The 22,467-nt window shown below is 65.5% G+C and carries 34 protein-coding genes; 19 read left to right on the forward strand and 15 right to left on the reverse strand.

What is annotated here, in order from left to right:
* Positions 1 to 79: 79 nt before the first annotated feature.
* On the reverse strand, positions 80 to 1,186 hold the full coding sequence (locus tag AC0NZN_RS05335; protein WP_474591220.1) for a tyrosine-type recombinase/integrase: 1,107 nt from the start codon (positions 1,184 to 1,186) through the stop codon (positions 80 to 82).
* Between the two features lie 328 nt (positions 1,187 to 1,514).
* Between AC0NZN_RS05335 and AC0NZN_RS05340 the strand changes: the two genes are divergently transcribed.
* The 3 genes from AC0NZN_RS05340 to AC0NZN_RS05350 all read left to right on the forward strand — a co-directional run bounded on the left by AC0NZN_RS05340 (position 1,515) and on the right by AC0NZN_RS05350 (position 2,695).
* Positions 1,515 to 1,760, forward strand: a complete 246-nt coding sequence (locus tag AC0NZN_RS05340; protein WP_474591221.1) for a hypothetical protein — start codon at positions 1,515 to 1,517, stop codon at positions 1,758 to 1,760.
* Positions 1,761 to 1,913: 153 nt separating this feature from the next.
* Positions 1,914 to 2,252: a hypothetical protein gene (locus AC0NZN_RS05345; protein WP_474591222.1), complete on the forward strand. Its 339-nt coding sequence runs from the start codon at positions 1,914 to 1,916 to the stop codon at positions 2,250 to 2,252.
* 188 nt (positions 2,253 to 2,440) lie between these two features.
* Entirely contained in the window at positions 2,441 to 2,695 is a 255-nt protein-coding gene (locus AC0NZN_RS05350) for a Smr/MutS family protein (RefSeq protein ID WP_474591223.1), read from the forward strand.
* 84 nt (positions 2,696 to 2,779) lie between these two features.
* Here AC0NZN_RS05350 and AC0NZN_RS05355 read toward each other — a convergent pair whose 3' ends face one another.
* Positions 2,780 to 2,941, reverse strand: coding sequence for an RNA-binding S4 domain-containing protein (locus AC0NZN_RS05355; protein ID WP_474591275.1), 162 nt, complete (start codon positions 2,939 to 2,941; stop codon positions 2,780 to 2,782).
* 1,143 nt (positions 2,942 to 4,084) lie between these two features.
* On the opposite strand from AC0NZN_RS05355, the gene AC0NZN_RS05360 reads away from it, so the two are divergent.
* A complete protein-coding gene (locus tag AC0NZN_RS05360) occupies positions 4,085 to 4,579 on the forward strand; it encodes an SRPBCC domain-containing protein (protein WP_474591224.1) in 495 nt (164 codons plus the stop codon).
* 71 nt (positions 4,580 to 4,650) lie between these two features.
* Here AC0NZN_RS05360 and AC0NZN_RS05365 read toward each other — a convergent pair whose 3' ends face one another.
* Positions 4,651 to 5,319: a P-loop nucleotide/nucleoside kinase family protein gene (locus AC0NZN_RS05365; protein ID WP_474591225.1), complete on the reverse strand. Its 669-nt coding sequence runs from the start codon at positions 5,317 to 5,319 to the stop codon at positions 4,651 to 4,653.
* A gap of 274 nt (positions 5,320 to 5,593) precedes the next feature.
* On the opposite strand from AC0NZN_RS05365, the gene AC0NZN_RS05370 reads away from it, so the two are divergent.
* A complete protein-coding gene (locus tag AC0NZN_RS05370) occupies positions 5,594 to 6,271 on the forward strand; it encodes an O-methyltransferase (protein WP_474591226.1) in 678 nt (225 codons plus the stop codon).
* Between the two features lie 15 nt (positions 6,272 to 6,286).
* On the opposite strand, the gene AC0NZN_RS05375 is transcribed toward AC0NZN_RS05370, so the two are convergent.
* A complete protein-coding gene (locus AC0NZN_RS05375) occupies positions 6,287 to 6,739 on the reverse strand; it encodes a GNAT family N-acetyltransferase (protein WP_474591227.1) in 453 nt (150 codons plus the stop codon).
* 668 nt (positions 6,740 to 7,407) lie between these two features.
* On the opposite strand from AC0NZN_RS05375, the gene AC0NZN_RS05380 reads away from it, so the two are divergent.
* Positions 7,408 to 8,178: a class I SAM-dependent methyltransferase gene (locus AC0NZN_RS05380; protein WP_474591228.1), complete on the forward strand. Its 771-nt coding sequence runs from the start codon at positions 7,408 to 7,410 to the stop codon at positions 8,176 to 8,178.
* 215 nt (positions 8,179 to 8,393) lie between these two features.
* Here AC0NZN_RS05380 and AC0NZN_RS05385 read toward each other — a convergent pair whose 3' ends face one another.
* Positions 8,394 to 9,116, reverse strand: a complete 723-nt coding sequence (locus tag AC0NZN_RS05385; protein WP_474591229.1) for a hypothetical protein — start codon at positions 9,114 to 9,116, stop codon at positions 8,394 to 8,396.
* Positions 9,117 to 9,252: 136 nt separating this feature from the next.
* On the opposite strand from AC0NZN_RS05385, the gene AC0NZN_RS05390 reads away from it, so the two are divergent.
* From AC0NZN_RS05390 to AC0NZN_RS05400, 3 genes are all read left to right on the forward strand, one after another.
* Entirely contained in the window at positions 9,253 to 9,654 is a 402-nt protein-coding gene (locus tag AC0NZN_RS05390; RefSeq protein WP_474591230.1) for a VOC family protein, read from the forward strand.
* A gap of 286 nt (positions 9,655 to 9,940) precedes the next feature.
* Positions 9,941 to 10,102, forward strand: a complete 162-nt coding sequence (locus AC0NZN_RS05395) for a hypothetical protein (protein WP_474591231.1) — start codon at positions 9,941 to 9,943, stop codon at positions 10,100 to 10,102.
* Between the two features lie 3 nt (positions 10,103 to 10,105).
* On the forward strand, positions 10,106 to 10,555 hold the full coding sequence (locus AC0NZN_RS05400; RefSeq protein ID WP_474591232.1) for an HTH domain-containing protein: 450 nt from the start codon (positions 10,106 to 10,108) through the stop codon (positions 10,553 to 10,555).
* Between the two features lie 75 nt (positions 10,556 to 10,630).
* Here the strand turns inward: AC0NZN_RS05400 and AC0NZN_RS05405 are convergent, their stop codons facing one another.
* The 5 genes from AC0NZN_RS05405 to AC0NZN_RS05425 form a co-directional block, all read right to left on the reverse strand.
* Positions 10,631 to 11,179, reverse strand: coding sequence for a putative immunity protein (locus AC0NZN_RS05405; protein WP_474591233.1), 549 nt, complete (start codon positions 11,177 to 11,179; stop codon positions 10,631 to 10,633).
* 57 nt (positions 11,180 to 11,236) lie between these two features.
* Positions 11,237 to 11,842, reverse strand: a complete 606-nt coding sequence (locus AC0NZN_RS05410) for a hypothetical protein (protein WP_474591234.1) — start codon at positions 11,840 to 11,842, stop codon at positions 11,237 to 11,239.
* A 125-nt stretch (positions 11,843 to 11,967) separates the two neighbouring features.
* On the reverse strand, positions 11,968 to 12,531 hold the full coding sequence (locus AC0NZN_RS05415) for an NYN domain-containing protein (protein ID WP_474591235.1): 564 nt from the start codon (positions 12,529 to 12,531) through the stop codon (positions 11,968 to 11,970).
* A 120-nt stretch (positions 12,532 to 12,651) separates the two neighbouring features.
* On the reverse strand, positions 12,652 to 12,993 hold the full coding sequence (locus AC0NZN_RS05420; protein WP_474591236.1) for a hypothetical protein: 342 nt from the start codon (positions 12,991 to 12,993) through the stop codon (positions 12,652 to 12,654).
* Positions 12,994 to 13,053: 60 nt separating this feature from the next.
* A complete protein-coding gene (locus AC0NZN_RS05425; protein ID WP_474591237.1) occupies positions 13,054 to 13,611 on the reverse strand; it encodes a hypothetical protein in 558 nt (185 codons plus the stop codon).
* A gap of 172 nt (positions 13,612 to 13,783) precedes the next feature.
* On the opposite strand from AC0NZN_RS05425, the gene AC0NZN_RS05430 reads away from it, so the two are divergent.
* Both AC0NZN_RS05430 and AC0NZN_RS05435 read left to right on the forward strand, forming a co-directional pair.
* The gene (locus AC0NZN_RS05430) at positions 13,784 to 14,368 is read left to right on the forward strand and encodes a hypothetical protein (RefSeq protein WP_474591238.1); all 585 of its coding nucleotides are present in this window, start codon (positions 13,784 to 13,786) and stop codon (positions 14,366 to 14,368) included.
* A gap of 96 nt (positions 14,369 to 14,464) precedes the next feature.
* Positions 14,465 to 14,815, forward strand: a complete 351-nt coding sequence (locus AC0NZN_RS05435; protein WP_474591239.1) for a hypothetical protein — start codon at positions 14,465 to 14,467, stop codon at positions 14,813 to 14,815.
* A gap of 361 nt (positions 14,816 to 15,176) precedes the next feature.
* Here AC0NZN_RS05435 and AC0NZN_RS05440 read toward each other — a convergent pair whose 3' ends face one another.
* The 3 genes from AC0NZN_RS05440 to AC0NZN_RS05450 all read right to left on the reverse strand — a co-directional run bounded on the left by AC0NZN_RS05440 (position 15,177) and on the right by AC0NZN_RS05450 (position 16,844).
* A complete protein-coding gene (locus AC0NZN_RS05440; protein WP_474591240.1) occupies positions 15,177 to 15,404 on the reverse strand; it encodes a DUF1653 domain-containing protein in 228 nt (75 codons plus the stop codon).
* 129 nt (positions 15,405 to 15,533) lie between these two features.
* On the reverse strand, positions 15,534 to 16,142 hold the full coding sequence (locus AC0NZN_RS05445; protein WP_474591241.1) for a recombinase family protein: 609 nt from the start codon (positions 16,140 to 16,142) through the stop codon (positions 15,534 to 15,536).
* A 72-nt stretch (positions 16,143 to 16,214) separates the two neighbouring features.
* Positions 16,215 to 16,844, reverse strand: a complete 630-nt coding sequence (locus AC0NZN_RS05450) for a T6SS immunity protein Tdi1 domain-containing protein (protein ID WP_474591242.1) — start codon at positions 16,842 to 16,844, stop codon at positions 16,215 to 16,217.
* Between the two features lie 175 nt (positions 16,845 to 17,019).
* On the opposite strand from AC0NZN_RS05450, the gene AC0NZN_RS05455 reads away from it, so the two are divergent.
* Positions 17,020 to 17,598 carry a hypothetical protein gene (locus AC0NZN_RS05455; protein ID WP_474591243.1) on the forward strand — a complete coding sequence of 193 codons (579 nt, stop codon included), beginning with the start codon at positions 17,020 to 17,022 and terminating at the stop codon, positions 17,596 to 17,598.
* Positions 17,599 to 17,696: 98 nt separating this feature from the next.
* Here the strand turns inward: AC0NZN_RS05455 and AC0NZN_RS05460 are convergent, their stop codons facing one another.
* On the reverse strand, positions 17,697 to 18,044 hold the full coding sequence (locus tag AC0NZN_RS05460; RefSeq protein ID WP_474591244.1) for a LysR family transcriptional regulator: 348 nt from the start codon (positions 18,042 to 18,044) through the stop codon (positions 17,697 to 17,699).
* A gap of 282 nt (positions 18,045 to 18,326) precedes the next feature.
* Here AC0NZN_RS05460 and AC0NZN_RS05465 point away from each other — a divergent pair, with 282 nt between their 5' ends.
* Positions 18,327 to 18,824 carry a hypothetical protein gene (locus AC0NZN_RS05465; RefSeq protein ID WP_474591245.1) on the forward strand — a complete coding sequence of 166 codons (498 nt, stop codon included), beginning with the start codon at positions 18,327 to 18,329 and terminating at the stop codon, positions 18,822 to 18,824.
* Positions 18,825 to 19,013: 189 nt separating this feature from the next.
* The gene (locus AC0NZN_RS05470; RefSeq protein ID WP_474591246.1) at positions 19,014 to 19,631 is read left to right on the forward strand and encodes a hypothetical protein; all 618 of its coding nucleotides are present in this window, start codon (positions 19,014 to 19,016) and stop codon (positions 19,629 to 19,631) included.
* Between the two features lie 243 nt (positions 19,632 to 19,874).
* Here the strand turns inward: AC0NZN_RS05470 and AC0NZN_RS05475 are convergent, their stop codons facing one another.
* Positions 19,875 to 20,417 carry a hypothetical protein gene (locus AC0NZN_RS05475; RefSeq protein WP_474591247.1) on the reverse strand — a complete coding sequence of 181 codons (543 nt, stop codon included), beginning with the start codon at positions 20,415 to 20,417 and terminating at the stop codon, positions 19,875 to 19,877.
* Between the two features lie 123 nt (positions 20,418 to 20,540).
* On the opposite strand from AC0NZN_RS05475, the gene AC0NZN_RS05480 reads away from it, so the two are divergent.
* The 5 genes from AC0NZN_RS05480 to AC0NZN_RS05500 all read left to right on the forward strand — a co-directional run.
* Positions 20,541 to 20,750 carry a hypothetical protein gene (locus AC0NZN_RS05480; protein WP_474591248.1) on the forward strand — a complete coding sequence of 70 codons (210 nt, stop codon included), beginning with the start codon at positions 20,541 to 20,543 and terminating at the stop codon, positions 20,748 to 20,750.
* Positions 20,751 to 20,805: 55 nt separating this feature from the next.
* The gene (arr, locus tag AC0NZN_RS05485) at positions 20,806 to 21,231 is read left to right on the forward strand and encodes an NAD(+)--rifampin ADP-ribosyltransferase (RefSeq protein ID WP_474591249.1); all 426 of its coding nucleotides are present in this window, start codon (positions 20,806 to 20,808) and stop codon (positions 21,229 to 21,231) included.
* A 142-nt stretch (positions 21,232 to 21,373) separates the two neighbouring features.
* Entirely contained in the window at positions 21,374 to 21,736 is a 363-nt protein-coding gene (locus AC0NZN_RS05490; protein WP_474591250.1) for a hypothetical protein, read from the forward strand.
* Between the two features lie 127 nt (positions 21,737 to 21,863).
* Complete coding sequence (locus AC0NZN_RS05495; RefSeq protein WP_474591251.1) at positions 21,864 to 22,175, forward strand: DUF4190 domain-containing protein; 312 nt, start codon at positions 21,864 to 21,866, stop codon at positions 22,173 to 22,175.
* 59 nt (positions 22,176 to 22,234) lie between these two features.
* The coding region (locus AC0NZN_RS05500) for a helix-turn-helix domain-containing protein (protein ID WP_474591252.1) at positions 22,235 to 22,467 on the forward strand (233 nt) is incomplete at its 3' end.

Consider the following 22,467-nt stretch of genomic DNA (forward strand, 5'->3'; position numbering starts at 1 on the left):
GACGCTCGCTCGGTCGCAACGTGCACCGAGAGGGTCCTCCCGGTGGCCCGTGCGTGCGCACCGGCACGGCCTGGCGCAGCTACGGCTGGGTCAAGCCGGACAAGCTCGCTGCGTTTCCGAGCGCGCTCTGTGCGAGGGCACCCGCGGCGGCCCGCGTGCGATCTTCGGCGGTGGGCCAGAGGTGACTGTAGGTGTTGAGCGTTGTCGTCGCTCGGGCGTGCCCCAACGCGCGCTGCACAGTAACGACGTCGCAGCCCGACGCGATGAGACCTGACGCGTAGAAGTGACGCAGGTCGTGCAAGCGAATGTGTTCGACGCCAGCTTTCTTGAGCGTCTTGCGCCACCAGTATCCGACCGTGTTCTGGTGCGGAGGCTGCCCACTCTGGCCGTTGAACAGCCAATGCTCCTCGCCGAACACGTCGCTTCCCTTGAGATGCTCGCTGAGGAGCGCGAGGAGTTGGTCCGCCGCGTAAACGGTGCGTTCCGAGCCATACTTCGGCGGTGTCACGGAAATCCGTTCGGCCCCGACACGCTGTACCTGCCGGCGGATGCGGATCTGACGGCGCAGGAAGTCGATATCGCTCGCTTGAAGGCCGGCCGCTTCACCCAAGCGGAGCCCAGCGAATGCGCACAGGGCGATGAAAGGCCGGAACCAGGGCTCTGCCGCGTGCATCACCGCACCGACCTCCTCCGGCGTCGGAACCCGCATCGAAGCCTCGGTCTTGCGGAGGCGGGGGAGGGTGACCCCCGAGGACGGATCCTCGGGCAAGCGGCGGTCCCGCACCGCGGCGCGGATCACCCCGCGCACGTTGTTCATGCGTGTCTTGATCGTGCCGGGCGCGAGTCCCGCGACCGACATCTGCTTGACCCATGCCTCGACATGCGTGCGACTCAACCGCCGGAGCTCGACATCGCGGAAGCTGCAGGTGCGCATTGCGAGGTCCATCGCCACGACCGTGCCGGCCGCCCACAGCTGGCGCGTCGACCAATCGGCGTAGTATTCGGCGAGAGTGATCGTGCCGGCATGCGGGTCGATGTAGCGTCCCGTGACGACGGACGTCGTGACCTCATCGAGCCATCGCTGCCCTTCGCGCTTGGTCGGGAAGTGGCGCGAGTGCTCCCTGTTCGAGTCGTCCCGGTAGCGGGCACGCCAGCGTCCGTCCGGGCGTTGCTTGACGCTCGCCATCGCGGTCCTCCCGCCGGTAAGTCCTTGACTCGAACTTCCAGTGTGCCCTCCGAATCCATGGACCACCAGCGAGCTCCCGATGCTGGCGTTCGCTGGCTACATCAACCTCCACACACCTGCGAACTGAGTCCAGGCCGTAGGGCGGAGCATCGCAATCGGACGATCGCAACGGCACCCTCTCGGCGTCGGCCCGGGCCCGCATAGCTGAGGACAGGCGCCTTCCGAGCTCCACTCGACCGGGATCTCCACGCCTCAGACGGTGGTCAACTGAGCTGAGTGCCCTCGTAGGCGGGTCCCGTTGCGGGCGTTTGAGGTGAATACTCCACTCATGGCGATCGGCCGGGTGGTTCTATGGGGTTTGGCTGCCGGGGCGGTGGTCGGCGCCGCGGCCGGGTTGGTGCTCGGTCTGATCGCATACCCACCGACCGTCGGCTATGCGGTGATTGAGCTCAGCATCCCGGGGGCGATTGCCGGCGCTGCCCTCGGATTCCTCGTAGGCCTCCTCGGTGTCACTGTTCGGCATCTCCGCCGTGTTCGTGACGCACCGGGTGGCGACTCGGCGCGTCGCACCTGATCGGCGGACGCCGTGCCCGGGGACTCCTTGCTTGTTGCCGATCCCACGCGCGCGCTCTCGCTACCCTTGCGCCATGACTCTGCGATGCGGCCACCTGTGCGCGCGATCCTAGTCCCGATCGGTGGACTGCTAATCCTGATGGCGTCAGGCAGCATGGCGCTGTTCTTCATGGCACCACTGGGGCTCTTGCTGTTGGCAGGATTCGTTATCGCTGTGGGCGCAAGAACGCACCGATGGGCCATTGTGACTGTGTCGACAACACTCTCAGCGATCATTCTCATGATCGGCATCATCTACTGGAGCGCTTGGGGACAGGCCTTCGACTACGCGGACGCAGGTAAGACCGTACCCACGGATCTACAAGCACTGGAACTGGCCTGCCAGGCCCTTGGGCTGGCTGCCCTGATGGCGCTGGCGGGTATGTCGATCTACCTGCTGGTTGTCTCGCCCTCGCCGATTGTTGACCGTGCTTCAGGAAGCAGCGCAGCGTGATTCATTGAGCGCGTAGCCGCTCTTGGAGAGTTCGTACGCGCGCACGACCGGCGTCGCGCCGTGCGGAAGCCGGTCCATCAACGAGTACGGCAAGGTCAGAGATGAGCTGCCGGCGGACACGGGTCGTGGGCTGTCGCGAGAGGGTCGGCGGTTGACGAGGGAGTCTTCCGCGGGTGGAGGATGAGCGAATGAAGCTGACGCTCGACCTTCATGACATCTACAACCGCGGTGGCGACATCGATCGCGCACTGCTCGCGGTCATCGCGGAAGCCGTCGCCAAGAGGGCTCCGCTTGTAGAGATCATTCCGGGAAAGGGGTCGGGAGCGCTGAAGAAGCGGGTGCTGCGCTTCCTTGACCAGCCGGAGATCAAGGCGCAGTATCACCGTGTCGAAAAGGACTCAAAGAACTTCGGCCGGGTGTTCGTGCATTTCCGGTGGAAGTAGGGCTCAAGACCATTCGTCGCCTCGCGGCGGACTCGTCGTGCACGAGCTCTGTCCGCAGACATCGGTCGCGCCGGATCCGTACCCTCACCCGCACACGCGGACTCTGCGTGCATCGAGGCTGACGATGTCTCCGTGCGGAAGCTGCCGGCCGCGGCGTCGATCGCCCTCGCCGTTGACCGTCACCCGGCCGTCGATGATGGCCTCTTTCACGTTCCCACCGGAATCGAGGAGGCCCGCAAACTTCAGGAACTACCTAAGGCGAATGACCTCGCCGCCGATCGGGACGTCCTCGATCGGACCGGAAGCCAGGTCCCGACGCGGCGGAAGTCCGCGAGCGTCGGTTGTCCTGAACCCGAAGCTCGCGGACGCAAGCCGGTCGTGTTGCGGGCAGATGTGCGAGAACATCGTCAACGGTGAACCCGTGGCCGGTCGTTCGCACTCCTGACCAATTTGAGATCACCGGTTCCGTCTGGTGTCCGTGTCCATGCGTGATCGAAATGGGGGGATAGTGCGGATTGGGATCGCGACGAAGGCCGCGGCTATCCTCGGGATGGCCGCGTTCACTGTGCTGCTCAGTGGCTGTAGCGGGATCTGCAGATCTGGTGGCAACGGCGTGCTCATCGTCGGACCGCAGGTTCAGATCGTTGACGAAGGCTGGACACACGCCTCAAATCAGAACGGCTATCGCGCATGCGTCAATGACGACTGCATGAGCCGCGGACTCGTACCAGGAGCCCCAAGCTACAGCCCCGGCGACGGAACCCTCGAGCCAGCTAAGCCCGGGCAAACACCCAACGGACCCGTAAACGTCGTCGTGACGGTCTACTCCCAATCCCAGCTCGTCCGTACGCTCACCTCACCGGTCGTTCTCCAGCCCCAGAATCTAAACGATTGTCCGGCGATCCCGATCTGCGGGGAGTGTCCGAATCCCGTGTACAGCGCCACGGTGGAACTGAACACGACCGGTACCGATCTTCGGACCAAGTGATCACTGGTGAGGTACACGAAGCCTTCCACCGTGCAGGCAGGAGGGACCGTTGGTTCTCGGCGAGAAGAGCGGCGCTGCCACGCGAGGCTGGCGCCCCCTGCATCCGCGATGATTGCGGGCGCGAAAGCCGGTCCCTTGCGGACGGGCGGGAACTACCGCCTGCGTCGAACGATGAGGAATGCCACCACTAGGACAACGAACAGAGTAGCGAAGACCGCGACCAAGGTTCCGGTACTGATCCCCATCAGGTCCCCCTCGCAGAATGTCGCGACCCGACCGTACCAGGGTTCATTCTCCGGGCACGGGTGCACGATCGCGGTCCCTTAACGTTTCGCTCGGCGTAGGCCGTGTCGGCGGCCGGCGGCCGGCGCTCGGGTGGAGCAGAGATCTAGCATGGCCGAGTGACCAGCCTGACCGGATCATTCACCATTCCACTCGAGCTTGCTGTGCCGCCAACCCAGCTCTGGCCGTTGTTCGCACAGCTGCCTCTGCGTCGGACATGGATGCGCACGCCCGGGCAGTCCAGGACGGCACACCACGAACTCGATTTCCGTGTCGGCGGTACCGAACGCATGACGAATACGTTCGTCTCCGGAACCCAGCGGGAAGAACTCGCGAACGTCGCCACGTTCGTGGACATCGTGCCGAACGAGCGGATCATCTACACGTACCGTGCGATCGTCGATCTCACCACTCGATGGGTCTCGGTCGTCACGATCGACCTGATCCCCACCGCGTCGGGCACGCGGCTGGAGTGGACAGAGCAATACAGCTTCGTCACGCTGAGCACGTCAGACGGCGTGGACGACGAAAGACACCTCGCCGGCGGAACGCGACTTCGCCTGAATGCTCTCCACGCCGCCGCCATGCAGACGGCAGCCGTCCCACCCGCATAGCCCCTGCGCGCGCCGCCTCGGCAAGAGAACTGCGGCCATGAACTGGACCTGAGGATCGGGCTACCGGCGCGCTAGACATCAGTACACGTCGGCCAATGATCAGCTGCCCATTCCGCCCAGGTTGTCCAGCCTTCAGGCGGTGGCGGGATTGCACCGGATTCGAATTCGTCGGCGTCGGGCACCTGGAATAGCATCCGCCATTCATCGGCGTCGGCTTCGCTGATGGGCAGCGTATGCTGCGGAGCCGTCTCTTGGCGGTGTTCGATGCGCGCCAGCTGGGTGTCCTTGTCGACCGGCAGGTAGATCACCTCGCACGTCGCCCCGCAGGACCCTGCCAACCAGCGCAGTGCCGATCGTTCGTCGCGGCTCCAGAGCCCGAAGTCAAGGACGGCGCTGGTTCCTAAGCGCAGCGCCTGGAGCGCAACGGAGATAAGGCGACCTTCCAGCACCATGCGCGTGCGCTCCGCCATCGGTTCCATGATCAGCGGTATCAGCCACTGATCCGGGGTCAACCGAAGCGCGCCTCGCGCCGTAGCGAGCTCAACCGCCCGGGTCGTCTTCCCAGCCGCGGGCAGCCCGACCATCAGGATCAACGTGGGTGCCCGACGGTCCTCGGTGGCGGATCCAATTCCGACGGGGATCGTGGTACGCCAGTCCGGTGGGCCGTCCGAGGAAGCTGGCAGGGCCCGAGGTCGGGGTGATACCTCATGTGGCGAACTGAACTGCTTCGACTGGGACATGCCTGCCTCACATGCAGAATGAAGGCGCAGTGAATAGTGCGCGTCGTCTAAGCCTTGAACTCTACTTCGGCCCACGTCAGCGACCCACGCGAGGAATCGGCCGAACGTTCGCACCAGTCGAGCAAGAACAACCAAACGGTACGCGTCGGGGAGCGCGCGCAGAAGTGGGTCGCTCACCGCGCCTTGCCGATCGTTGTGCGGGCGTGGTCGCGGGGTGGGACGATCAAGGGTGATGAGTGATACGGACACGACGGACGTCGGTGGGGAGGCTGTGATGGATGGTTATCCCACCACGCCGGGGTGGCGGGCGGTTGATGAGTATTTCACTGCGGCCCTGATCGATCGGGATGCTGCGCTTGATGCGGCGCGGGGTTCGGGGTCGCGTACCACGATGCCGCGGGCGGAGGTCGCACCGAACCAGGGTGCGCTGCTGGGGCTGCTGGCGCGGATCGGTGGTGCCCGTCGGGTGTTGGAGTTCGGCACCCTCGCCGGGTACTCCACGTTGTGGCTTGCCCGGGCGGTCGGTGATAACGGTCAAGTGGTGACCTTGGAGCTGGAGGAGCAGAACGCTGCGGTGGCGCGGGAGAACCTCGCACGCGCCGGGGTGGATGAACGTGTCGAGGTGCGGGTGGGACCGGCGGCTACCTCCGCGCAGGCCCTCATCGATGAGGGTGCGGAGCCGTTCGATCTGGTCTTCATCGACGCGGACAAGCAGAGCAACCGGATCTACCTCGCGGCCGCGTTGAACCTCACCCGGCCGGGCAGTGTGATCGTCATCGACAACGTCGTCCGCCACGGGGCGGTGGCCGACGAGCACAGCGATGATCCTCGGGTGCGGGGAGTGCGAGCCGTCGTGGACGCGATCGCCTCCCACCCCGACCTCGACGCGACCGCGCTGAAAACGGTCGGTGAGAAGGGATGGGACGGGTTGATCATCGCCCGACGCCGATGATCACGACGGCCGACTTCAGGGGTCGGTCAGCGTAAGGATGACGTCGCTGTAGGCGACGCCGGCCACCTCATGGTGGCGGCCTGGCACGGGTGTCATGCCGCGTGCCAGGTAGAAGCCGAAGCTGCTATCGCGAGCTTCGGCCCACACCGTCACTCCGCCCAGCAACCGCACCCGACTCAACGAGGCGTCAAACAGTGCCGTTCCAATCCCCGCGCCCTGATGTGTTCGGGTGACGGCCATCTGCCGCAGTCGCCACGCGGGACTCGCGACAGGAAACTCGGGTGCCGCGGGCACCACGGTGGTCACTCCCAGGATTCGGCGGGCATCATCGGTCACCGCCAGGTGAAAAACGCCCGATACGTCGTCGTCCTGCATATGAACCGGCAGGTCGGTTCGATCTGCTCGCAAAAGCTCGCGGCGCAGCGGATATGTCTGCGCGGCCGCGACCTCGACAACCGTCCACCCCACACCTGCGAGTGTGCCAGGCCAACACGACCAGAGCAGCTGCCAACGCACAGCGCTCCACCAATCGTCCTGCATCGTCACTTCGCAACGCGTCGACCGATCCAGTTCCGAAGGCATGACTCGCTGATGCCGAGATCACGCGCCGTCTGCGCAACAAAGGTTGCCCTGCGCGACCAGATGCAGGGCTCGGCACCTCGAAACTCCGGCGGGCGGGCAGCAGGCATCACGGACTCCTTCCGAGACGATCATCGCCTCAACTCAGGTGTCCGGGAAAACAGGTCAGGCTCCGCTGCGTGATCGGTGAGATGCTGGGGGACGTCATCACCGCTTGGGCCCTTGGCGGGGTGGGGATGCCGGGCTCAGGCGTGCGGCGAAGAGGTTGCGCGGGAAGGGCATGCTGCTCGGCTCGATTCGTGTGAATCAGGGCGACGTAGCGCGCCTTTCGACGCGTTGGCGTGTGAAGGAGATGACGCCGTCGAACGGTTCACTCGCATTCGACTCGACGGAGTTGTCTGTGATCGCCGCGTACCGCCGTGGGCCGGCGACACGCAGGCCGGTCCCCATCCGCGCCGGTAGAGGGGCGCCGCGACTGGGCGGGACGCCCGTCCTTGTGGATTGGGTGTCTCTCGCCGGGAGTGCGTTTCTGGTCCGGTCACCGCTATGGTCGGCCTGTGAGCTTCGATGTCTGGGCGGACGCGTACGGGCGGTTCATGGGGCGGTATTCCGAGCCGCTCGCAGCGCGGCTCATCGCGGCGATCCCGCTGCAGAACGTCCGGCACGCGTTGGACGTGGGGGCGGGCACCGGGGCCGTGGCCGCGTTGCTCGTCGACCGGCTCGGCGCCGACGCGGTCGCGGCGATCGATCCTTCGCCGTCGTTCGTCGCGGCGCTGACGCAGCGATTGCCGGGGGTCGAGGTCGTCGAGGCGGTGGCCGAGCATATTCCGTTCGCGGACGGGGCGTTCGATCTGACGATCGCGCAGCTCGTCGTGCATTTCATGTCCGATCCTGTGGCGGGTGTGGCCGAGATGGTCCGCGTGACGAGTCCCGGCGGCACGGTCGCCGCCTCCGTCTGGGACTTCGCCGGTGGGCGCGCCCCCCTTTCGCTGTTCTGGCGGGTCGTGCGGGAGCTCGATGGCGCCGCCGTGGACGAGTCGGGCCTGGCAGGTGCACGCGCCGGACAGCTGGAGGGCGCGTTTCGCGCGGCCGGCCTGAGCACAGTGCGCGGCGGTGAGCTGACCATCGATGTCCCGTACGCGAGCCCGGACGAGTGGTGGCTGCCGTACACGCTCGGGGTCGGACCCGCGGGCGCTTACGTCGCGGGCCTCGATCCCGGCCGCCGGGAGGCGCTCCGTCGCCGTGCGATCGAGGAACTCGGACCGGGCCCGGGCGTCGTCACCGCGACGGCATGGGTCGCCTTCGGCGCCGTCGCTTCTCTCCGCTGACGAGCGCCTCCGCGATGACTCGCCCATGATGACTGCTGCGCATCAGTCGGAGCCCCTTTAAACCGTGTCGGATGACGAGATCGTGCGGTTGCCATGGTGAGGGCCACTTGCTGACCGGGCCCAGCGTGTATGAGGCGATCCGCGCCTCCGCGGAGGTCATGACGTCCGATAGCCGGTCGCTCACCGCGCGCATTACGGCGCGCGAACGCTCGATGTCAGCAGCGTCTCTGCGCGTCGCGGTATCCCGAACCTGACGGAGGTTGGGTGCTGTCAGCCTTCGCCAGGTCCGCCGAACGTGCCGCCGGCCGGCGGAGTCGGACAGATGCTGTTGTGGGGACGACGCCGATCTCCGCGCGGATGGCGACGCCGTCGGTTGTCCTGGCGACGGTGTAGGCGATTCCGTCGAGTGATCCGCGGAACGGGAAGTCGCCGACGCGTGCCTGGTCGGCCTTCGGGTCGTCGGGAATCGGGCCGCTGGTGGTGATCAGGTCGGCTGTCGGGTGGGTGCTCAGCCAGTTCCGCGTGCCGACGACGGTCGCGCCCGTGAGCGTCCAGTAGCCCGTGCGTCTGACCGTCGGATTGCACAGCCACCCGGTCTGCGTGGTGCCGAAACCGACAGGCATGATCGGCACGTCGTCGGACCGCATAGCTTCGGGCGGGACGACGGCGCCCGCTAACCACGACTCCGCCTTTGCCACCGCGGCGGGATCCTCTCCCATGCCGTCGTCAGGAGTCCGCGATGCGGCGGGACTGGACGCTGCAGGGTGCGCACCTGCCGCCGCGGGCGCGCCGGCTCCCGTCGCGACGCAACCGGAAAGCATGCCGGTTACGAGAATGCCGAGGACGATGGTCAGACGCAGACGCAGACGCAGACGCAGACGCAGACGCAGACGCAGACGCAGACGCAGACGCAGACGCAGACGCAGACGCAGACGCACGGGCTCACATTAGGGCACGCATCCCCTGGCGGCGAGTGTTCCGCATTGGGCCGGCTGCACGCAGGACGGTCGTTGAGTGTGCCGATGCCGGCGCTGCTCCGCGGTGGGTGTGGAGTTCGCGGAGTACGCTAGCGGCGTGCCTATTCGCTCCAGCGGCATCCGGCAGCAGAGCATCTGGGCGAGCGTCGTTAGCGACGACGCCCCGGCTATTCGTGCCTGGCTCCTCGCCCTCGGGTTCACCCAGGACCTCCTGATTCCGGGTGAACGTGACGGACAGATCCATCACTGCCAGCTCGACTGGCCCGACGGCGGTCGCGTACTGGTTTCCAGCACCGGCGAACGCGCGACGCCGTGCCGCCCGGGAACGAGTTCGCTTCACGTCGTGACGGCCGATCCCGACGAGGTGATGACCAGGGCCCGCGCCCTAGGTGCAGTGATCGTGCACGAGCTCGTCGACCAGACGGATTACCCATCGCGCGAGTTCACCATCGCCGACCCCGACGGCAACCACTGGACGTTCGCGACCTTCGCGGGTTAGGTGCACCGCCCTCCGCAGCTGCGCCCGCGTCGCATGCCCACATGCAGGTGCAAGACGCTCAGTCGCACTTGCCTCACGCCCACGCACGGCAGCAAGGCGACTCATCCATCAGTCGGCGTCGAAACGGGCCCCAGGCCGGTCGTCGACCGTGCGCAAGCCGGTCCCTATTCGCGCGTAATCCGTTCCTTTGCGGTCGAGAGGCTTGGCCCGGCCCTTGACCGATGCGGGGTGCGCGTTCGGCCCTTGCCGCTCACGCCGGGACCGTTCGCCCAGTAGGGTGAGCGCCATGTTCTCGTTCGGGTCGATCATCTATATCGTCGCGATCATCGCCATCGCGCTGCTCATGACATGGCTGATCATCTATAGCGCTGTGCGTGCAGCATTGACATCGCATCGACGGGCGATGGCGGACGATGCTCGGCGGGCCGCGACGCGGAACAGCGCGTGAGTCGTGGCATCGACCACGCACAACCCGATGGAGTCGCTGCGCCAGCTCATTGCCGACGGCCGGTTGTCGACAGAGGCCCTGTGCGCCATTACCGGAATCGATCCAGGGCGGCTCCGACCGTTTCTTGATGATGCGGCGTCCACGGGGATCGGGCTCTCCTCCCGGCCGCAGCAGCTCTCGGTTGACGAGATCGCGCGGGTGTCGATTCTCGAGGCGCAACTGACCGAGGGCATGCAGGTCCACGACGATGAACGGCTCAAGGGGATCTTCGAATCTTTGACGAGCGAGTGTCGTCTGACCCCACGCAACATCGCCCACCTGTCAGGCCTTGAAGTTGGCGACATAGAGGCAGTCGTGCGTGACCCGAGGACTCTTTCTGCCACGAAGAAGTATGCCCTCGCTGTCACCGGCTCCTACCTGATCAACGCCGCCAACCAAGCGCGCGGACGTTGACGCCGAGCACGCAGACCGGCCCTGAGAGCGAGTCCCGCTTCAAGTGCATGACCTCGAGGCTGCCCACAGGGTCGGTCAGCGCCCGGCGCCACTTGAGCCTTCGGTCAGTCGACTTTGAAGCGTTCGGATCGTTGTGGCGAGGACTCCACGTGCCAATAGCCCGCCAGCGGCGAGGGGTCCTGCGGAGTCCTCGCCAACGGGTGGGAGCAGACGAAGGGCATCACGAACCTCGGCGCTCATCTGTTGGAGCTGCCAGTTCAGTTCGGCGTTGACGGCGACCGGCTGGCTGAGGCTCACGGCCTTCACCGCATACGCGGCCGCCCCGAGAGCGTGGGCGCCCATGTGGGCAACGCCCGCCGCCTGCGCAGCCGAGCGAGCGGCAGCAATGGCGGCCGCAGAGGTCACCGAGGACGCCGCCCGACCGGCCACGAACCGTCGCCGAATCTCGCCCGCCGTATCCAGCTCGCCTTGGGAAAAGGCGCGCGCTCGAGCGATCGCATCGCGCGGACGGTCGTCGTCTGGAGCTTCGACCTCGAACAACGGCAGCACCCGCTCGGCGCAATCCGCCGCCCACGCTGCGACGCGGCGACGCTCGCGTTCGCTGAGCGTTTGAGAGGAGACCACAAGTGATGCTCGCACACGGGACGGCTTGCGGGCGGGCGGCCGCCACTCGAGGCGGCATCAGCGAATTGACCGGGAGCGGATCTCGGCCATCGCCTCGGCTGTCCTCCTGTCGTACTCGTCGCACGTCACCAGCAAAATGAAATGACCAGTCTCGGTTGTCGTGCAGAGGCCCTTGGCAACGTCGGGCATCCGGTCATACTGTGCGGTGACTTGCGCGAGAGTCTCGGCCAGCGAGGCATAGCCATACCGGTCAACGAGGTAGGGAAGCGCGAACGGCCCCAGGAGCGCCTCGTACTCGGCGAAGTTCAGCGGCGTGGACAGCTCTACCTTGCGAAGCGACTCTCGCAGCTTCGTCAGTCGGGCGGCGATCTCCTTCTCGTCTGCGAACTGCGCCAGTCCTCGCAATGCCGTGACCTTCATCGGGTGATAGCGCTCCCGTGAGTATGCAGCGGCGAAGAACTCCTCGAGCTCTGGGCGGTCACAGTCGACGAGCAGCTTCAGAATCGTGTTGCGATAGACCAGGTCCTTGGTCGCCGAATAGATGCGCACCAACACCGGTACGGCTTTGGGGAGCACGTCGGAATCCAGGCTCGTAAGAGCTTCTCTGTACTCCTCGCTTCGCTCGCGCACGTCTCCACGGAGCACGTTGGGGAGTGCGCTCATGTCGCTCCGCTCGAAATCGGGCGCCGCCGCCGGAGGGTGGGGTAGCGACACTCTATGTGTCCGAGTTCGACGACATCGGCCGCGCCGCCCGCAAACGGTCCTCGAACGAATACTTCGGATGGCTCCTAGTCAAGGAAAGTGCTCGGATCGAACTCGTCGATGGGGATGACCCGCACGCGGGGGAGTGGGGCGTCGAACACTCGCGCGTCGTATTCGAGGTCGAACTTCTCGAGACCGGCGAGGGCGCTAAAGCCGGAATTCCGGAACTCAGAGAACGCGACGACACCCACTCGGCGGTCGGGTCCGATCAGGTTGGAGGTGTCTTGAATGAAGTCGCCGTCGTGGCTCACGAGCATCACATCGGCTGCACGAGTGATCAGTGCGCGCAACGTCCGTTGGATCGCAATGTCAACGACTTTCTCGTCCGCGTCACCCGACAGGGGCACGACAACGTAGTCCATGGCTTTCAGTGCTTGCACGAACGGCATCGGGATACCGGTCGAGGCGTTGAGGTAGAAGACGCCTCGCGCGGGCTGCCCCCAGACCTTCTCGGCAAACGCCACGAGGCGATCCCATCGGGGGCGTTCGTCGGGCTGCGGTCGTCTGTTGAGGATGGACGTGCCAAAAGTGGCGTCGATGTTCTCACCGTCCACGAGGACCCACGTCGCTCGAGAGCCTGCGTCTGACATCGGTCTCCTTCGTCAACGTCTCAGACGAATTCTATGTGCGCGCCACTATCGAACCCAGGTCCTCGAACGCTGCCTGTGCGCGGGGTCGGTCGGTCACCGTACTGTTCGGGACTGTCCCTGTCACGGGACGTAGTCGCCGGAGAAGTAGTCTGCGCGAAGTCGCAAGATCTGATCACCTGGTTCGCCGACCACGTAGATCGTTCTGGGATCCAGAAGGTTGCCGGGCAGCCGGAGCTGTGGGGTCGTGCCGAGGGTGCGCGCGAGGTCGGTGGGGGACTGCCCACCCGGCGGCGTCACATCGAGCAGCAGCGCGCATCCGCCACTTCCGCAGCTCGTGTCCTGCCTGAGAATGTGCGCACCCGCGGGCAACGGGATCGAAGACGCAAGGGGAGCATCATCGCCCTCGGTCGCCATGAACCAAAGCCATCCGACACGAAGCCCGTACAGCAGCAGTGCGCTCAAGACGACCGCCACGGTGATCCACCCCACACGTACCCGCGTGCTGGTGCTTGCCATGCTCGTCTACCTCTGCGGCGGGATGATGAAGCCGCTCGGCAGGAGGTTGTTGCTGATGTGTCCGTTCTGGTCGCCGACGCTCAGAATGGCGCGCGCATCGAGGTTGAGAGTGTCTCCCGCATAGAGCGTGTCGGTGGCGCGGCGGACCGCGTTCACCCAATGCAGCCAGGTCTCCCCGACGCAAAAGCGTGCACCGATCGCCTCCATCACGTCACCTTCGGCAACCCGGTACGCGACCGGCACGCCCTCATCATTCAGAACGGCCTCGCCACGGGCGTGCAGCATCGCTCCGCGATCAATGGGGACCGCCAATGTCACCCCGCCCAGCTGCTCGGCCGGATCGTCATCGGTGACCGGCACGGGTTGGATCGCCCCAGCGCACACCGCGGTGGCCTCGACCCGCACCGGGCCATCCGTGGATACGACGTCGGTCGCCGAGAAGGACGGGGATGTCGGCTCCGCCCTAACGGGGCGAGGATTGGCGAGGATTTGGGCGTTGGTGCAACCAGCGAGCGACAAAACCAGCGCAACACCGATTGCAGCGACAACCCCGTTGCGCTTCATCAGGGAAGTCTAAGCGACGCGACCTGGCATCTTCACGGCGAGAACCAGACACTGCTGTCTATGGACGCAGGCCGTAAGACGTACTCAAGCCGGTCCGCGTGCGGGCTGGCGACGTGATCAGTCGGACTCGCATCCTTCCTTTGGGTGACCGGGATACCGCTACAGTTCCTGGGTGACGGGTGCCACCTACTTCTACGCCACATCTCAAGACACGATTGCGTTGTTGGACTACTTGGGTGTGGGCTCGACGGCGGTTCTTCGACCGTGGCCGCTCGTCGATGTGACCGAGTGGCTGGACCCTGCGGAACTCGTCGACCACGCGCACGTTCTCGTCCTCGCTCCGCAGTTGGGGGAGCCCGTATTCATCTCCAACGGCGACCCGGCGCTGACCGTGCCGACCGCGTGGGGTCTGTTCAACCAACGCAACCTTTCCGAGGTTTCCCGATTCGGGTTCGACCGGATCATCGACCTGGACGCTTCGCCCGTGCTCATGTGGCGTCCGGGTTCGTCATCGGCGACCGAGCTGCGGGTCGGATCGTTGGGGACACAGGCGACGTCCCCACAGTCGATCTCGGCCGACTATGACCGATGGGTAAAGCGGGTCGCATCATGGATCCGACGGCGCGGCACCCTCGTGTGGGGCTTTGAGCACGAATCGGTGCGGCCGGACATCGACATCGACCTGCGACTCGTCAACTCGGTGTACGCACTGCCAGGTGCGCTCGCCCAACTGGCCGACGGAGCACGCGGACGCTGACGCCGGTGAACGTAACCGGGTCGCTGAGCGTGCAACGCGGGGGATGTGACAAGGTAGCTTCCCGACGACGACGTGGCGCTCCGCAGTGCACCATCAGTGGGCAAGATCCTCACCTCCCGGATCACCCATTCGATGACGGCGTGGTCGTGCGCGGTGACCAGTGGCGAGCTCGCGTGCGGCAAGGGATGGACGCTGTCGGGGCATACTGAACTCGTGTCGCCGTTGCACTCCACCTCGAGCTCGTTCATCATCCGTACTGAGCGGAGATCCTGGGCTTACCTAATCGGAATGCTCCTGTGGTGCATGGCGCTCATCATCATGGCACTTGCCAATGCCGGGGTGCGCTGGCAGTGGTCGTTGTGGGCACTCGCAGTGGTGGCGCTCGCCGCCGCAGCCTACGGTGCCTTCTGCATTCGGTGGCATCGACGCCATCGGCCGGATGTCTAGGAATCTCAGCGATGAGCGGAACATACACGCATCGGCCGATCGCTGGGCGCTGAACGGGGAGGGCTGATGACCGCGGAGCGGGTCGGGGTTCAGTTCTCGGACGATGGCACGTGGTGGTGGGACGGCAGCCACTGGTGCCCCACCTTCAGCCCCGACGGGCAGTCCCAGAACTGCACCCGGTAGACGGGGTGCTCGGGCGAGCTAACGGTCTCAGCATGCCCGGTTTCGCGAATTTCCATCAGCGAACTTCGCAGTCTCCAGATCGGCACGGTAGGAACGGCTGACGGTCGGTGAGCGGGCGGATTCCGGCGCCCCACGCAAGGTCCGTGGCCGACGCGGGACGTGGCATTCCGTTTCGTCGTCAAGCGATGCGGATGAACCGCGGGCCCTCGTAACCGTCGCGGCTGACGGCCTCGAGGAACATGGCGAGCGGGCGCGCCCAGAAGCTGTAGTCGTCGTAGAGTTGGCGGTAGAAGACGAGGTCCTCCTCGGTCTCGCTGTGCCGCCCTGTGCCGATCACTTCGTAGCGGGCTCCCTTGAAGTGCTGGTAGATGCCGGGCTCGACAGGGTTTGGTGTCGGTGACGTCATCCCGCGATCGTACGGCTCTCAGATCGCGATACGTCTCGATGCGCTTGCTTCAGCATGAATGAGATCCAGCGAATACGAGTCCCCTGCGGCTGGCGGCTCCGCCGCGGGAGCGGAGCCGGTGGGCGGGTGTTAGAAGATGTGCGCCTCGCACGCGTCGAGGAATGATTGCCGGCGCCGCAGCAGTTCCCGGTAGACGGTTGCGCGGGATGCGTTGAAAAGGGCGGCCACTTCCGTCTGGGTGTAGTCGCCCTGGTCCTCGAGTTCGAACAGTAGCTTGCGTTGAGCGGTGGAGAGCTTGGGCTGCTTGCCCTTCAGCCTGCCCTTGGCTCGGGCGACCGCCATTCCTTCCCTGGTGCGCATGCTGATCAGGTCCCGCTCGAACTCCGCGACCATGGCAAAAACGTTGAACAACAGCCTGCCCACCGGGTCGGTCGGGTCGTGCCGGCTGCCACCCAGACTCAGGGCGACACCCTTCGCTGTCAGCTCGTCGGCGATCTCTCGCGCGTTGCGCACCGACCGGGCGAGCCGATCCAGCTTGGTGATCACGAGAGTGTCCCCGGCGCGGACCGCGGCCAATGCTTCCCGCAGGCCGGGTCTGGCACGATTCGTTCCTGTCATCCCATGATCGACGTAGATGTTCGAATCCAACACTCCCAGCCGAAGCAGGGCGTCCCGTTGCGAGGTAAGGTCCTGGTCCACCGTGGAGACCCTGGCACAGCCAATCTGCATTCCATTCATCCGCCCAAGGTCACGCCGGCGGCATTCCGCACGCTGAACGGGATCCCTGAGCGTGTGGTCAGGAACGACGGGTTAGGCGAGCTCGATGTGGTTGATTCGCGTGCCGGGCGGCATCTGATTAACATCCAGCCGGAGCTGACCCGTGATGGACCAATAGACGTCGATATCCCTCAGATCGAGGTTCTCGACGCTGTCCGCACCACCCAGGAAGAGCGGCACCTTGTAGCCGACACATTGATCCCGGCCGAGCGTGACAAAGTCTTCCCGCGAGGCTGACCACGCGCGGAAGAAGCCGAGGGCCAGAGCGGCGTCCGTGTAGTCGACGAGTTCATCGGTGTGGAATTCCATGAAGGATGTCGGGATCTCGAGTGCCTCGCCGGTGCCCGGCTCCAGCAGCAGCACGAGGGGCTGCCCGTTCTCGACGCGGCCGGAGTCGATAGCGAACTGTCGCCCGAGCCAGTCGTAACCGAAGGGACGGGCGCGGTCCGCGAACTCGGGAAAGGCCTCGGCGACAAGGGCGTTCGCTGCAGGTCCGGACTGTTCGTCGTGAATGCGGTACAGGCCGCGGGCGAATGTGGCCCCGGCGTATTCGGATGCGAACTCGAAGTAACCGAACGCCGCGAGCAGGGCAGGCGACTGCCACACCGCTCCTGACGGAGAGTCGACGGAGGGGCCGATCACGGCGCGGAAGCGTTCGAACATCGGGTGCCCCTCGGCAGGTACGGCCAGCCGCTCCGTTCAGCCGTATTGGCTGGCAGGTGCGGGCGCGCACATCTCCGTATGCACGGACTAAACGTAGCCCGCATCCTTCCGCACCAGATGGATGAACGCGGGTCCGCTTGCGTTCAGTCGGCAACAGCTGCAGTACATTCGGGCGGTGCGTGTGCTGCGTATTGGGCTGCGGGTGTCGATGGCGCTGAGCGCGCTCGGATTCCTGGGCTTCGCGGCCGGGTTCGTGGCGACCATGGACTGTCCGGGCGGTTGCCCGCAGGTGAGTTCAGCGATGTGGGTTCCCTTTGCCGTGATCTTCGCGGGCAGTATCGGGACGCTTGTGTTTACCACGACGATCAGGTTCCGACAGTCGGGGAACCCGCCTCGACACCAGCCCCTCTTGCCGGGCGTCAATAGTTCCGCGGACCCGGCGCTGTTCGCCGCCGGGCCTCCGACAGCGCAGTTCCGGCCGATGGCGCTGGAAATCCGAAAGGACATTGTCCCCAACAGCTCGAACGTTCCCGGGATGCAGCGATTCACGATCCGTCCCGAGGGACTGGAGATGCGCATTCTCTTCAGCAGAGCGTGGGTTCCCCGCGACCGCATCACCGGGCTCTACCGCATGCCCGGAGCGATCCGGGTGATCTGGGACGATGGCGATGGCACGGCAACCGTCTCCGACTGGCGCATCAAGGAGATCGCGGGTGCAATGGAACAGGCCGGCTACCGATTCGACCCCGATTGACTCCGGCGAGCGTCGATGCCCGCGAGCCGGTCCATGACCGGGCTGATCACATCAATCGCCGAGCGCCTCGGTCGTGCGCTGTCCCCGTTGCAGGAACACTACCGGCCCTGCCGTTTCTTGTAGGGCTTGGGCTGACCTTTCACGACGGGGGTGCGACCCTTGCCCTTCGAGGCCTTGGCCTTGCCGCCGGGCGGGACCACGGGTTTCGGCGCCGGCGTGGGAGCGGCGGCGATCTCCTCTTTCGCCGTGACAAGAAGGAGCTCTCCGGCTTTGGTCAAGCGTGTCTGGGCGCTGTCGCGGACGAACAGCGGCTGCCCGAGCTCATTCTCGAGCTTCTCGATCGACGAGTACAACGCAGCCAGCGGGATGTTCAGGGCGTCCGCTGCTCGCGGAAAGTGCAGCTCATCGGCGACGGCGACGAACCGGATGAGCAGGATGATATCCACAAGATCCTTTCGCGATCCTTCCCCCCAAGATAGTGAGCGGGGGGAGTCGTGGGACATCAGCGATTGCATGCCGAGTACATGGACGCTTCAAACGGCAGGACCTCCCCGGCACGCAGCGGGTCCCTATTCGCGCGTTGCCCGGTGGAGGGGACTCGCGTGCCGCGGCCGGCGGCTCGTTCGCCATCAGCTTGGGTGCGGCCGGAGCGAAGACACCCGCGATCGTCTGCCCCACGTGCGCACGGAGAATGGGATGCTGGTCGGGTGAGCAGCGACTCTCGGCCAATGCGCGGCGTGCGCGTCTCCGATGAGGAGGCCGCCCGCCGGAAGGCCATGGTCGAAGCTCACTATGCACAGAATCCCCCTCTGCTGTATCGCTTGTCGACCATGGATCCAGATAGCTTGCTGAGCGGATCGTTCGGTGAGTCCCATGGCGGTGGGACCAGGTACATCTTCACGCGCGACGATGCCGAATGTCGGCCACGCCTCGAGGTGCACACGGTCCAGCCGGGCAACACGGTCGAAGCCGACGTCCTGTGGCTGGTGAGCTTCGGGAGTCCCGTATCGCTGTCATCAATCCCAGCGGAACCGGTCCCGGTGATCGTGTCTGGCGCTCCCGTGAGCGGTCGGCTGCTCGCCTCGACCGACGACGGATGGATGATAGCCGTTGACGCGGTAGATACAGAGGTGCTCGTTATCGGTCCCGGCAAGCGCCCAGACCCCCTGTCAATCGAGCGAGTCGACGTCAACGCACTTCTCCGCTCCGAGCTGCGCCCACTGTGACAGAAAGCTCCGCCCGCACGTTAGCGGGATCGTCCATCGGGCGTTGGCATAGACGATCACATTCCTCGCCCTCATCGCGATTGTCGAAATTCTGTGGCAGATCAGCGTGATTGACTTGGCCAGCGACCTGCTCTTGAGGCGCCTCGCGGGCTAACAGCGTCAGCCGGTCGACGGGAAGGAGCCCGATCCGTGTCGGGAACACCGGAAGCGCGCGGCGCGCTGCTGACCTCGTTGATGGTCCGCGGGATCTTCTTCCTCATCCTGCTCGCGGGCATCATCGGCGCCCTGCTGGTGTACCCATTGCCCGCGGCGCTGATCGTGGGCGCCGTGGTTTTCGGCGCTGCGCTCCCGGTCGCGATCGCCCTGCTCGTCGTCGCCCGAAGGCGGAAGCGGTGGCTCCAGCTCGCTGAGCAGGAATGCCCCGGCGCGGCGATCGTTCGTACGGAGTGGAACGGGGTCTTCATACCCTCGTTCGTGAAGGATCCATTCGTCCTCCAGGGCGCTGACCCGCGTGGATTCGTGGTCTTCCTCGCCGCCCGAGGCGACGGGTTGACACTCTGGCGCGGCGCCGGAGCCGAGCTGGTCAGGCTGGGCAACCTGCCGTGGTCGGAACTCACGGATGTCAATATCGGTGAGGTAAAGCCGGTCATCGGCAAGAAGGCCGCCACGCTCCGACTCACCTTCGATGATGGGTCGGCAACGCTCGCGAGTCCGATCGAGCTGATGGTCCGAGGCGAACCTACGTCTCAGACGCTCGATCGCATCCTCGGAGCGCGTGAACCCAAGGCAGATCCGCACGATCGGTAAACCCCACCCGGCGGGCATCGGTGCGGTCATCGGCGAGCGTCGTGCGGTACCGCGTGTCTCGCGGAGCGTAAACGCCCCTCCGAGGGTGGATGGATTAACACCGATGAGCGAAGAGCGGCAGGCAAAGGGGCGGGTCGACTGGTGATGGATCGTTGAACACTGGGCGGTCTCTCTCTGTGTGTGAAGCGGATATGCGCGCCTCCGGCAACGTGGGAGTTGGATGCGGTCAGCTGTGGGCGAGTGTCAGCAGACGGGGACGTAGACGGGGAGGTTGTTGTTGTACACCTTGCCGTTCTCGTCGCCGACGGTGCGGACGGTGCAGGGGTCGAGGTTGAGCGTGTCCCCCCGGTAGATGATGACGGGCGTGAGGCTGAAGGGGTTCTGCCTCCTCACCTCATTGAGCGCGGACAGTTCCACGACCGTCATGCAGAAGCGAGCAGCGATGGCGGTCTGCTCGTCGTGCGGGGCGACGATGTAGGACGCGAGGTGCCCGTCCGGGTGCAGCGTTGCCGTGCCCCGCGCGCCGGGTCGGGGGCCGAGGTCGCGCGTGTCGGCGAAGGTCTGTGGCTGGAGTACCCCGCTGGTCGAGACTCCGTCGCCGCCGGCACGAAGGCCCTGGTTCGGGTCACAACGGTCACGCTGTGGAAGCGGCGACCAGGTGGAGGTAGGTGCAGCCGCGGCGGCGCCGGTTCGTTGCGGGGCGGTCCTGATTGACTGGCCAGTACAACCTGCAAGCGCGGTTGCGACGATCGTGAGGGCAGCGAGTGTTGCGACAGTCTTGTGCATTGTGGCCAGATTAGGTCGTTCGATGGACGAATTCCAACATCCTTGGCCTGCGCTTCGTCGAACGGTTGCGGATCGCGCGCCGTCAGAGTTCGGGCGCGCTTGCGTGACCGCTATTGTCGGGCCATGCAGGAAGTCGCGACTCTTACGACGATGGTGTCGGCCATGTGGATTACGTTGGCGATCCTCGCCGGCGGTTTAGCCAGAACGAGAAACCGGTCTCCGTGGTACTGGTTCCTGCTTACAGCCTTCCTCGGGCCGATCGCGGCATTCCTCCTCATCGTGTGGCCGCCCCTTCCCGCCCCGGCGATCGACGCATCGATGCCCGGCCGCTGACCGCCCGCAGCCCGGTGGCTCAACGCGCGTCGAGTACCGGTGGGACAATGACGCGATGACCGAGACGACCTCAGCCGACCGTGGCCCGTTCTTCCACGGGACCCGGGCGAACCTCCGTGTCGGCGATCGACTTACCGCCGGGCGCCCGTCGAACTATAGGCCCGACGTCATCATGAACCACATCTACTTCACCGCCCTGCGGGATGGGGCAGGATTGGCGGCGGAGGTCGCCGCCATGCTCGGACCTGACGGAGCACAGCCCCATGTCTACGTCGTTGAGCCCACCGGAGACTTCGAGGACGACCCAAACGTCACCGGTAAGAAGTTCCCCGGCAACCCCACACGTTCTTATCGGACGAGCGCGCCGTTGGTGGTGGTCGAGGAGGTCGCCGAGTGGACGCGATTGAGTCCTGAGGCCATCGAGATGTGGCGGGGTCGGCTCATTACGCTCCGCGAAGGCGACGCCGAGATCATCAACTAGAGACCGGATGGTCGGCCGACCGGGATCGATCCAGGCGCGGATCCCGAAAGGAGCATTGGCTACCCGGTACGAACGCCTGGCTCGCAAGCGATCGCCTTGCGGCCTGTTCCATGACGACCACTTCGGGTGCCATGCTCGGCGCATGGATGTGCTGCCCACCCTTTCCGCCGTCCGGAACGTTCTAACGCGCGTGTTCACGCTTGCGGGCATGGAAGGGAGTGAGGCGACACGGGCACAGATCGCCGCGCTGCGGGGAGTCAGCGGCAATGTCACGATGCTTGAGCTTGAGATCCCGGCCGAGACGCCACGGCTTGATCTGCCGGATGCAGTTCGCGGACCGATCGCGGAGAGTGCGGTAATTGACGACGCCGGCGACCCCGCGGGCGGGATCATGCTGTGGGCCACAGACAAGCGCCTTGCAACACTCGAGTTCTACTGGTTCACAGATGAACGTCCCACCGAGCTGCCGCAGATCGACCGGATCGTGCCCGACAGTGCGCGCTGAGCGGTCCCGCTACGTGCGGGTCCATTGGCATGGCTTGTGGCACGGCACACTGCTCACGGAAGGTCACCGTCTCGGTCGTCGTGTTGCGGGCTGGCGCGGTCGCTCGTCGCGCCCTTACGATCGGATCGTGTCCGCGCCGACCGTTCCATCGAGGAGCAATACGCTGGCCCTCATCGGGTTCATCACAGCCTTCTTCGTTCCCATCGCTGGGTTGGTCCTCGGCATTCTCGCTCGCCGTCAGCTCAGCGACCCGATGAACCTCGAGACCGGCCGGGGGCTGGCGAATGCGGCAATCGCTATCGGTGCCGTCCGCATTTTTCTCGACATAGCCCTGTTCGTCGTCTGGCTCTCAATAGTCGGCTCTGTTTTCAGCCATATCGCGCCGCACCTCGTGCCATCTAGCTGTTCTTCCTCGACACGTTGTGATCGTGTGAGGTGAGGCGAAGACCTCCGGGACGATGTGGGTACCACCCTCACATCCGCTCCACGGAGGTCTTCGTGACTCACGCTAACGCGCCCTTGACGCCGGAAGGGCGTCGCCGACTCGCTTCACTGATCGTCGATGACGGTTGGGCTGTCAGAAGAGCGGCGGAACGGTTCCAGGTCTCGCCCGCGACCGCGTCTCGGTGGGCGCGACGGTATCGGGCGGGGCAGCCGCTGACGGACCGGTCCTCGCGTCCGGAACACTCGCCCAGCCAGTTGTCGACGCGGCGGGAGCGGCGGATCGTGTC

The organism is Microbacterium sp. sgz311019 (assembly GCF_056135325.1).

Bases quoted from the DNA above. Each gene is read 5' to 3' on its own strand.
- AC0NZN_RS05335 (WP_474591220.1), bottom strand. From the start codon at position 1,186: ATGGCGAGCGTCAAGCAACGCCCGGACGGACGCTGGCGTGCCCGCTAC.
- AC0NZN_RS05340 (WP_474591221.1), top strand. From the start codon at position 1,515: ATGGCGATCGGCCGGGTGGTTCTATGGGGTTTGGCTGCCGGGGCGGTG.
- AC0NZN_RS05345 (WP_474591222.1), top strand. From the start codon at position 1,914: ATGGCGCTGTTCTTCATGGCACCACTGGGGCTCTTGCTGTTGGCAGGA.
- AC0NZN_RS05350 (WP_474591223.1), top strand. From the start codon at position 2,441: ATGAAGCTGACGCTCGACCTTCATGACATCTACAACCGCGGTGGCGAC.
- AC0NZN_RS05365 (WP_474591225.1), bottom strand. From the start codon at position 5,319: ATGTCCCAGTCGAAGCAGTTCAGTTCGCCACATGAGGTATCACCCCGA.
- AC0NZN_RS05370 (WP_474591226.1), top strand. From the start codon at position 5,594: ATGGATGGTTATCCCACCACGCCGGGGTGGCGGGCGGTTGATGAGTAT.
- AC0NZN_RS05395 (WP_474591231.1), top strand. From the start codon at position 9,941: ATGTTCTCGTTCGGGTCGATCATCTATATCGTCGCGATCATCGCCATC.
- AC0NZN_RS05410 (WP_474591234.1), bottom strand. From the start codon at position 11,842: ATGAGCGCACTCCCCAACGTGCTCCGTGGAGACGTGCGCGAGCGAAGC.
- AC0NZN_RS05415 (WP_474591235.1), bottom strand. From the start codon at position 12,531: ATGTCAGACGCAGGCTCTCGAGCGACGTGGGTCCTCGTGGACGGTGAG.
- AC0NZN_RS05425 (WP_474591237.1), bottom strand. From the start codon at position 13,611: ATGAAGCGCAACGGGGTTGTCGCTGCAATCGGTGTTGCGCTGGTTTTG.
- AC0NZN_RS05440 (WP_474591240.1), bottom strand. From the start codon at position 15,404: ATGACGTCACCGACACCAAACCCTGTCGAGCCCGGCATCTACCAGCAC.
- AC0NZN_RS05445 (WP_474591241.1), bottom strand. From the start codon at position 16,142: ATGAATGGAATGCAGATTGGCTGTGCCAGGGTCTCCACGGTGGACCAG.
- AC0NZN_RS05450 (WP_474591242.1), bottom strand. From the start codon at position 16,844: ATGTTCGAACGCTTCCGCGCCGTGATCGGCCCCTCCGTCGACTCTCCG.
- AC0NZN_RS05465 (WP_474591245.1), top strand. From the start codon at position 18,327: ATGCGCGGCGTGCGCGTCTCCGATGAGGAGGCCGCCCGCCGGAAGGCC.
- AC0NZN_RS05475 (WP_474591247.1), bottom strand. From the start codon at position 20,417: ATGCACAAGACTGTCGCAACACTCGCTGCCCTCACGATCGTCGCAACC.
- AC0NZN_RS05480 (WP_474591248.1), top strand. From the start codon at position 20,541: ATGCAGGAAGTCGCGACTCTTACGACGATGGTGTCGGCCATGTGGATT.
- arr (WP_474591249.1), top strand. From the start codon at position 20,806: ATGACCGAGACGACCTCAGCCGACCGTGGCCCGTTCTTCCACGGGACC.
- AC0NZN_RS05490 (WP_474591250.1), top strand. From the start codon at position 21,374: ATGGATGTGCTGCCCACCCTTTCCGCCGTCCGGAACGTTCTAACGCGC.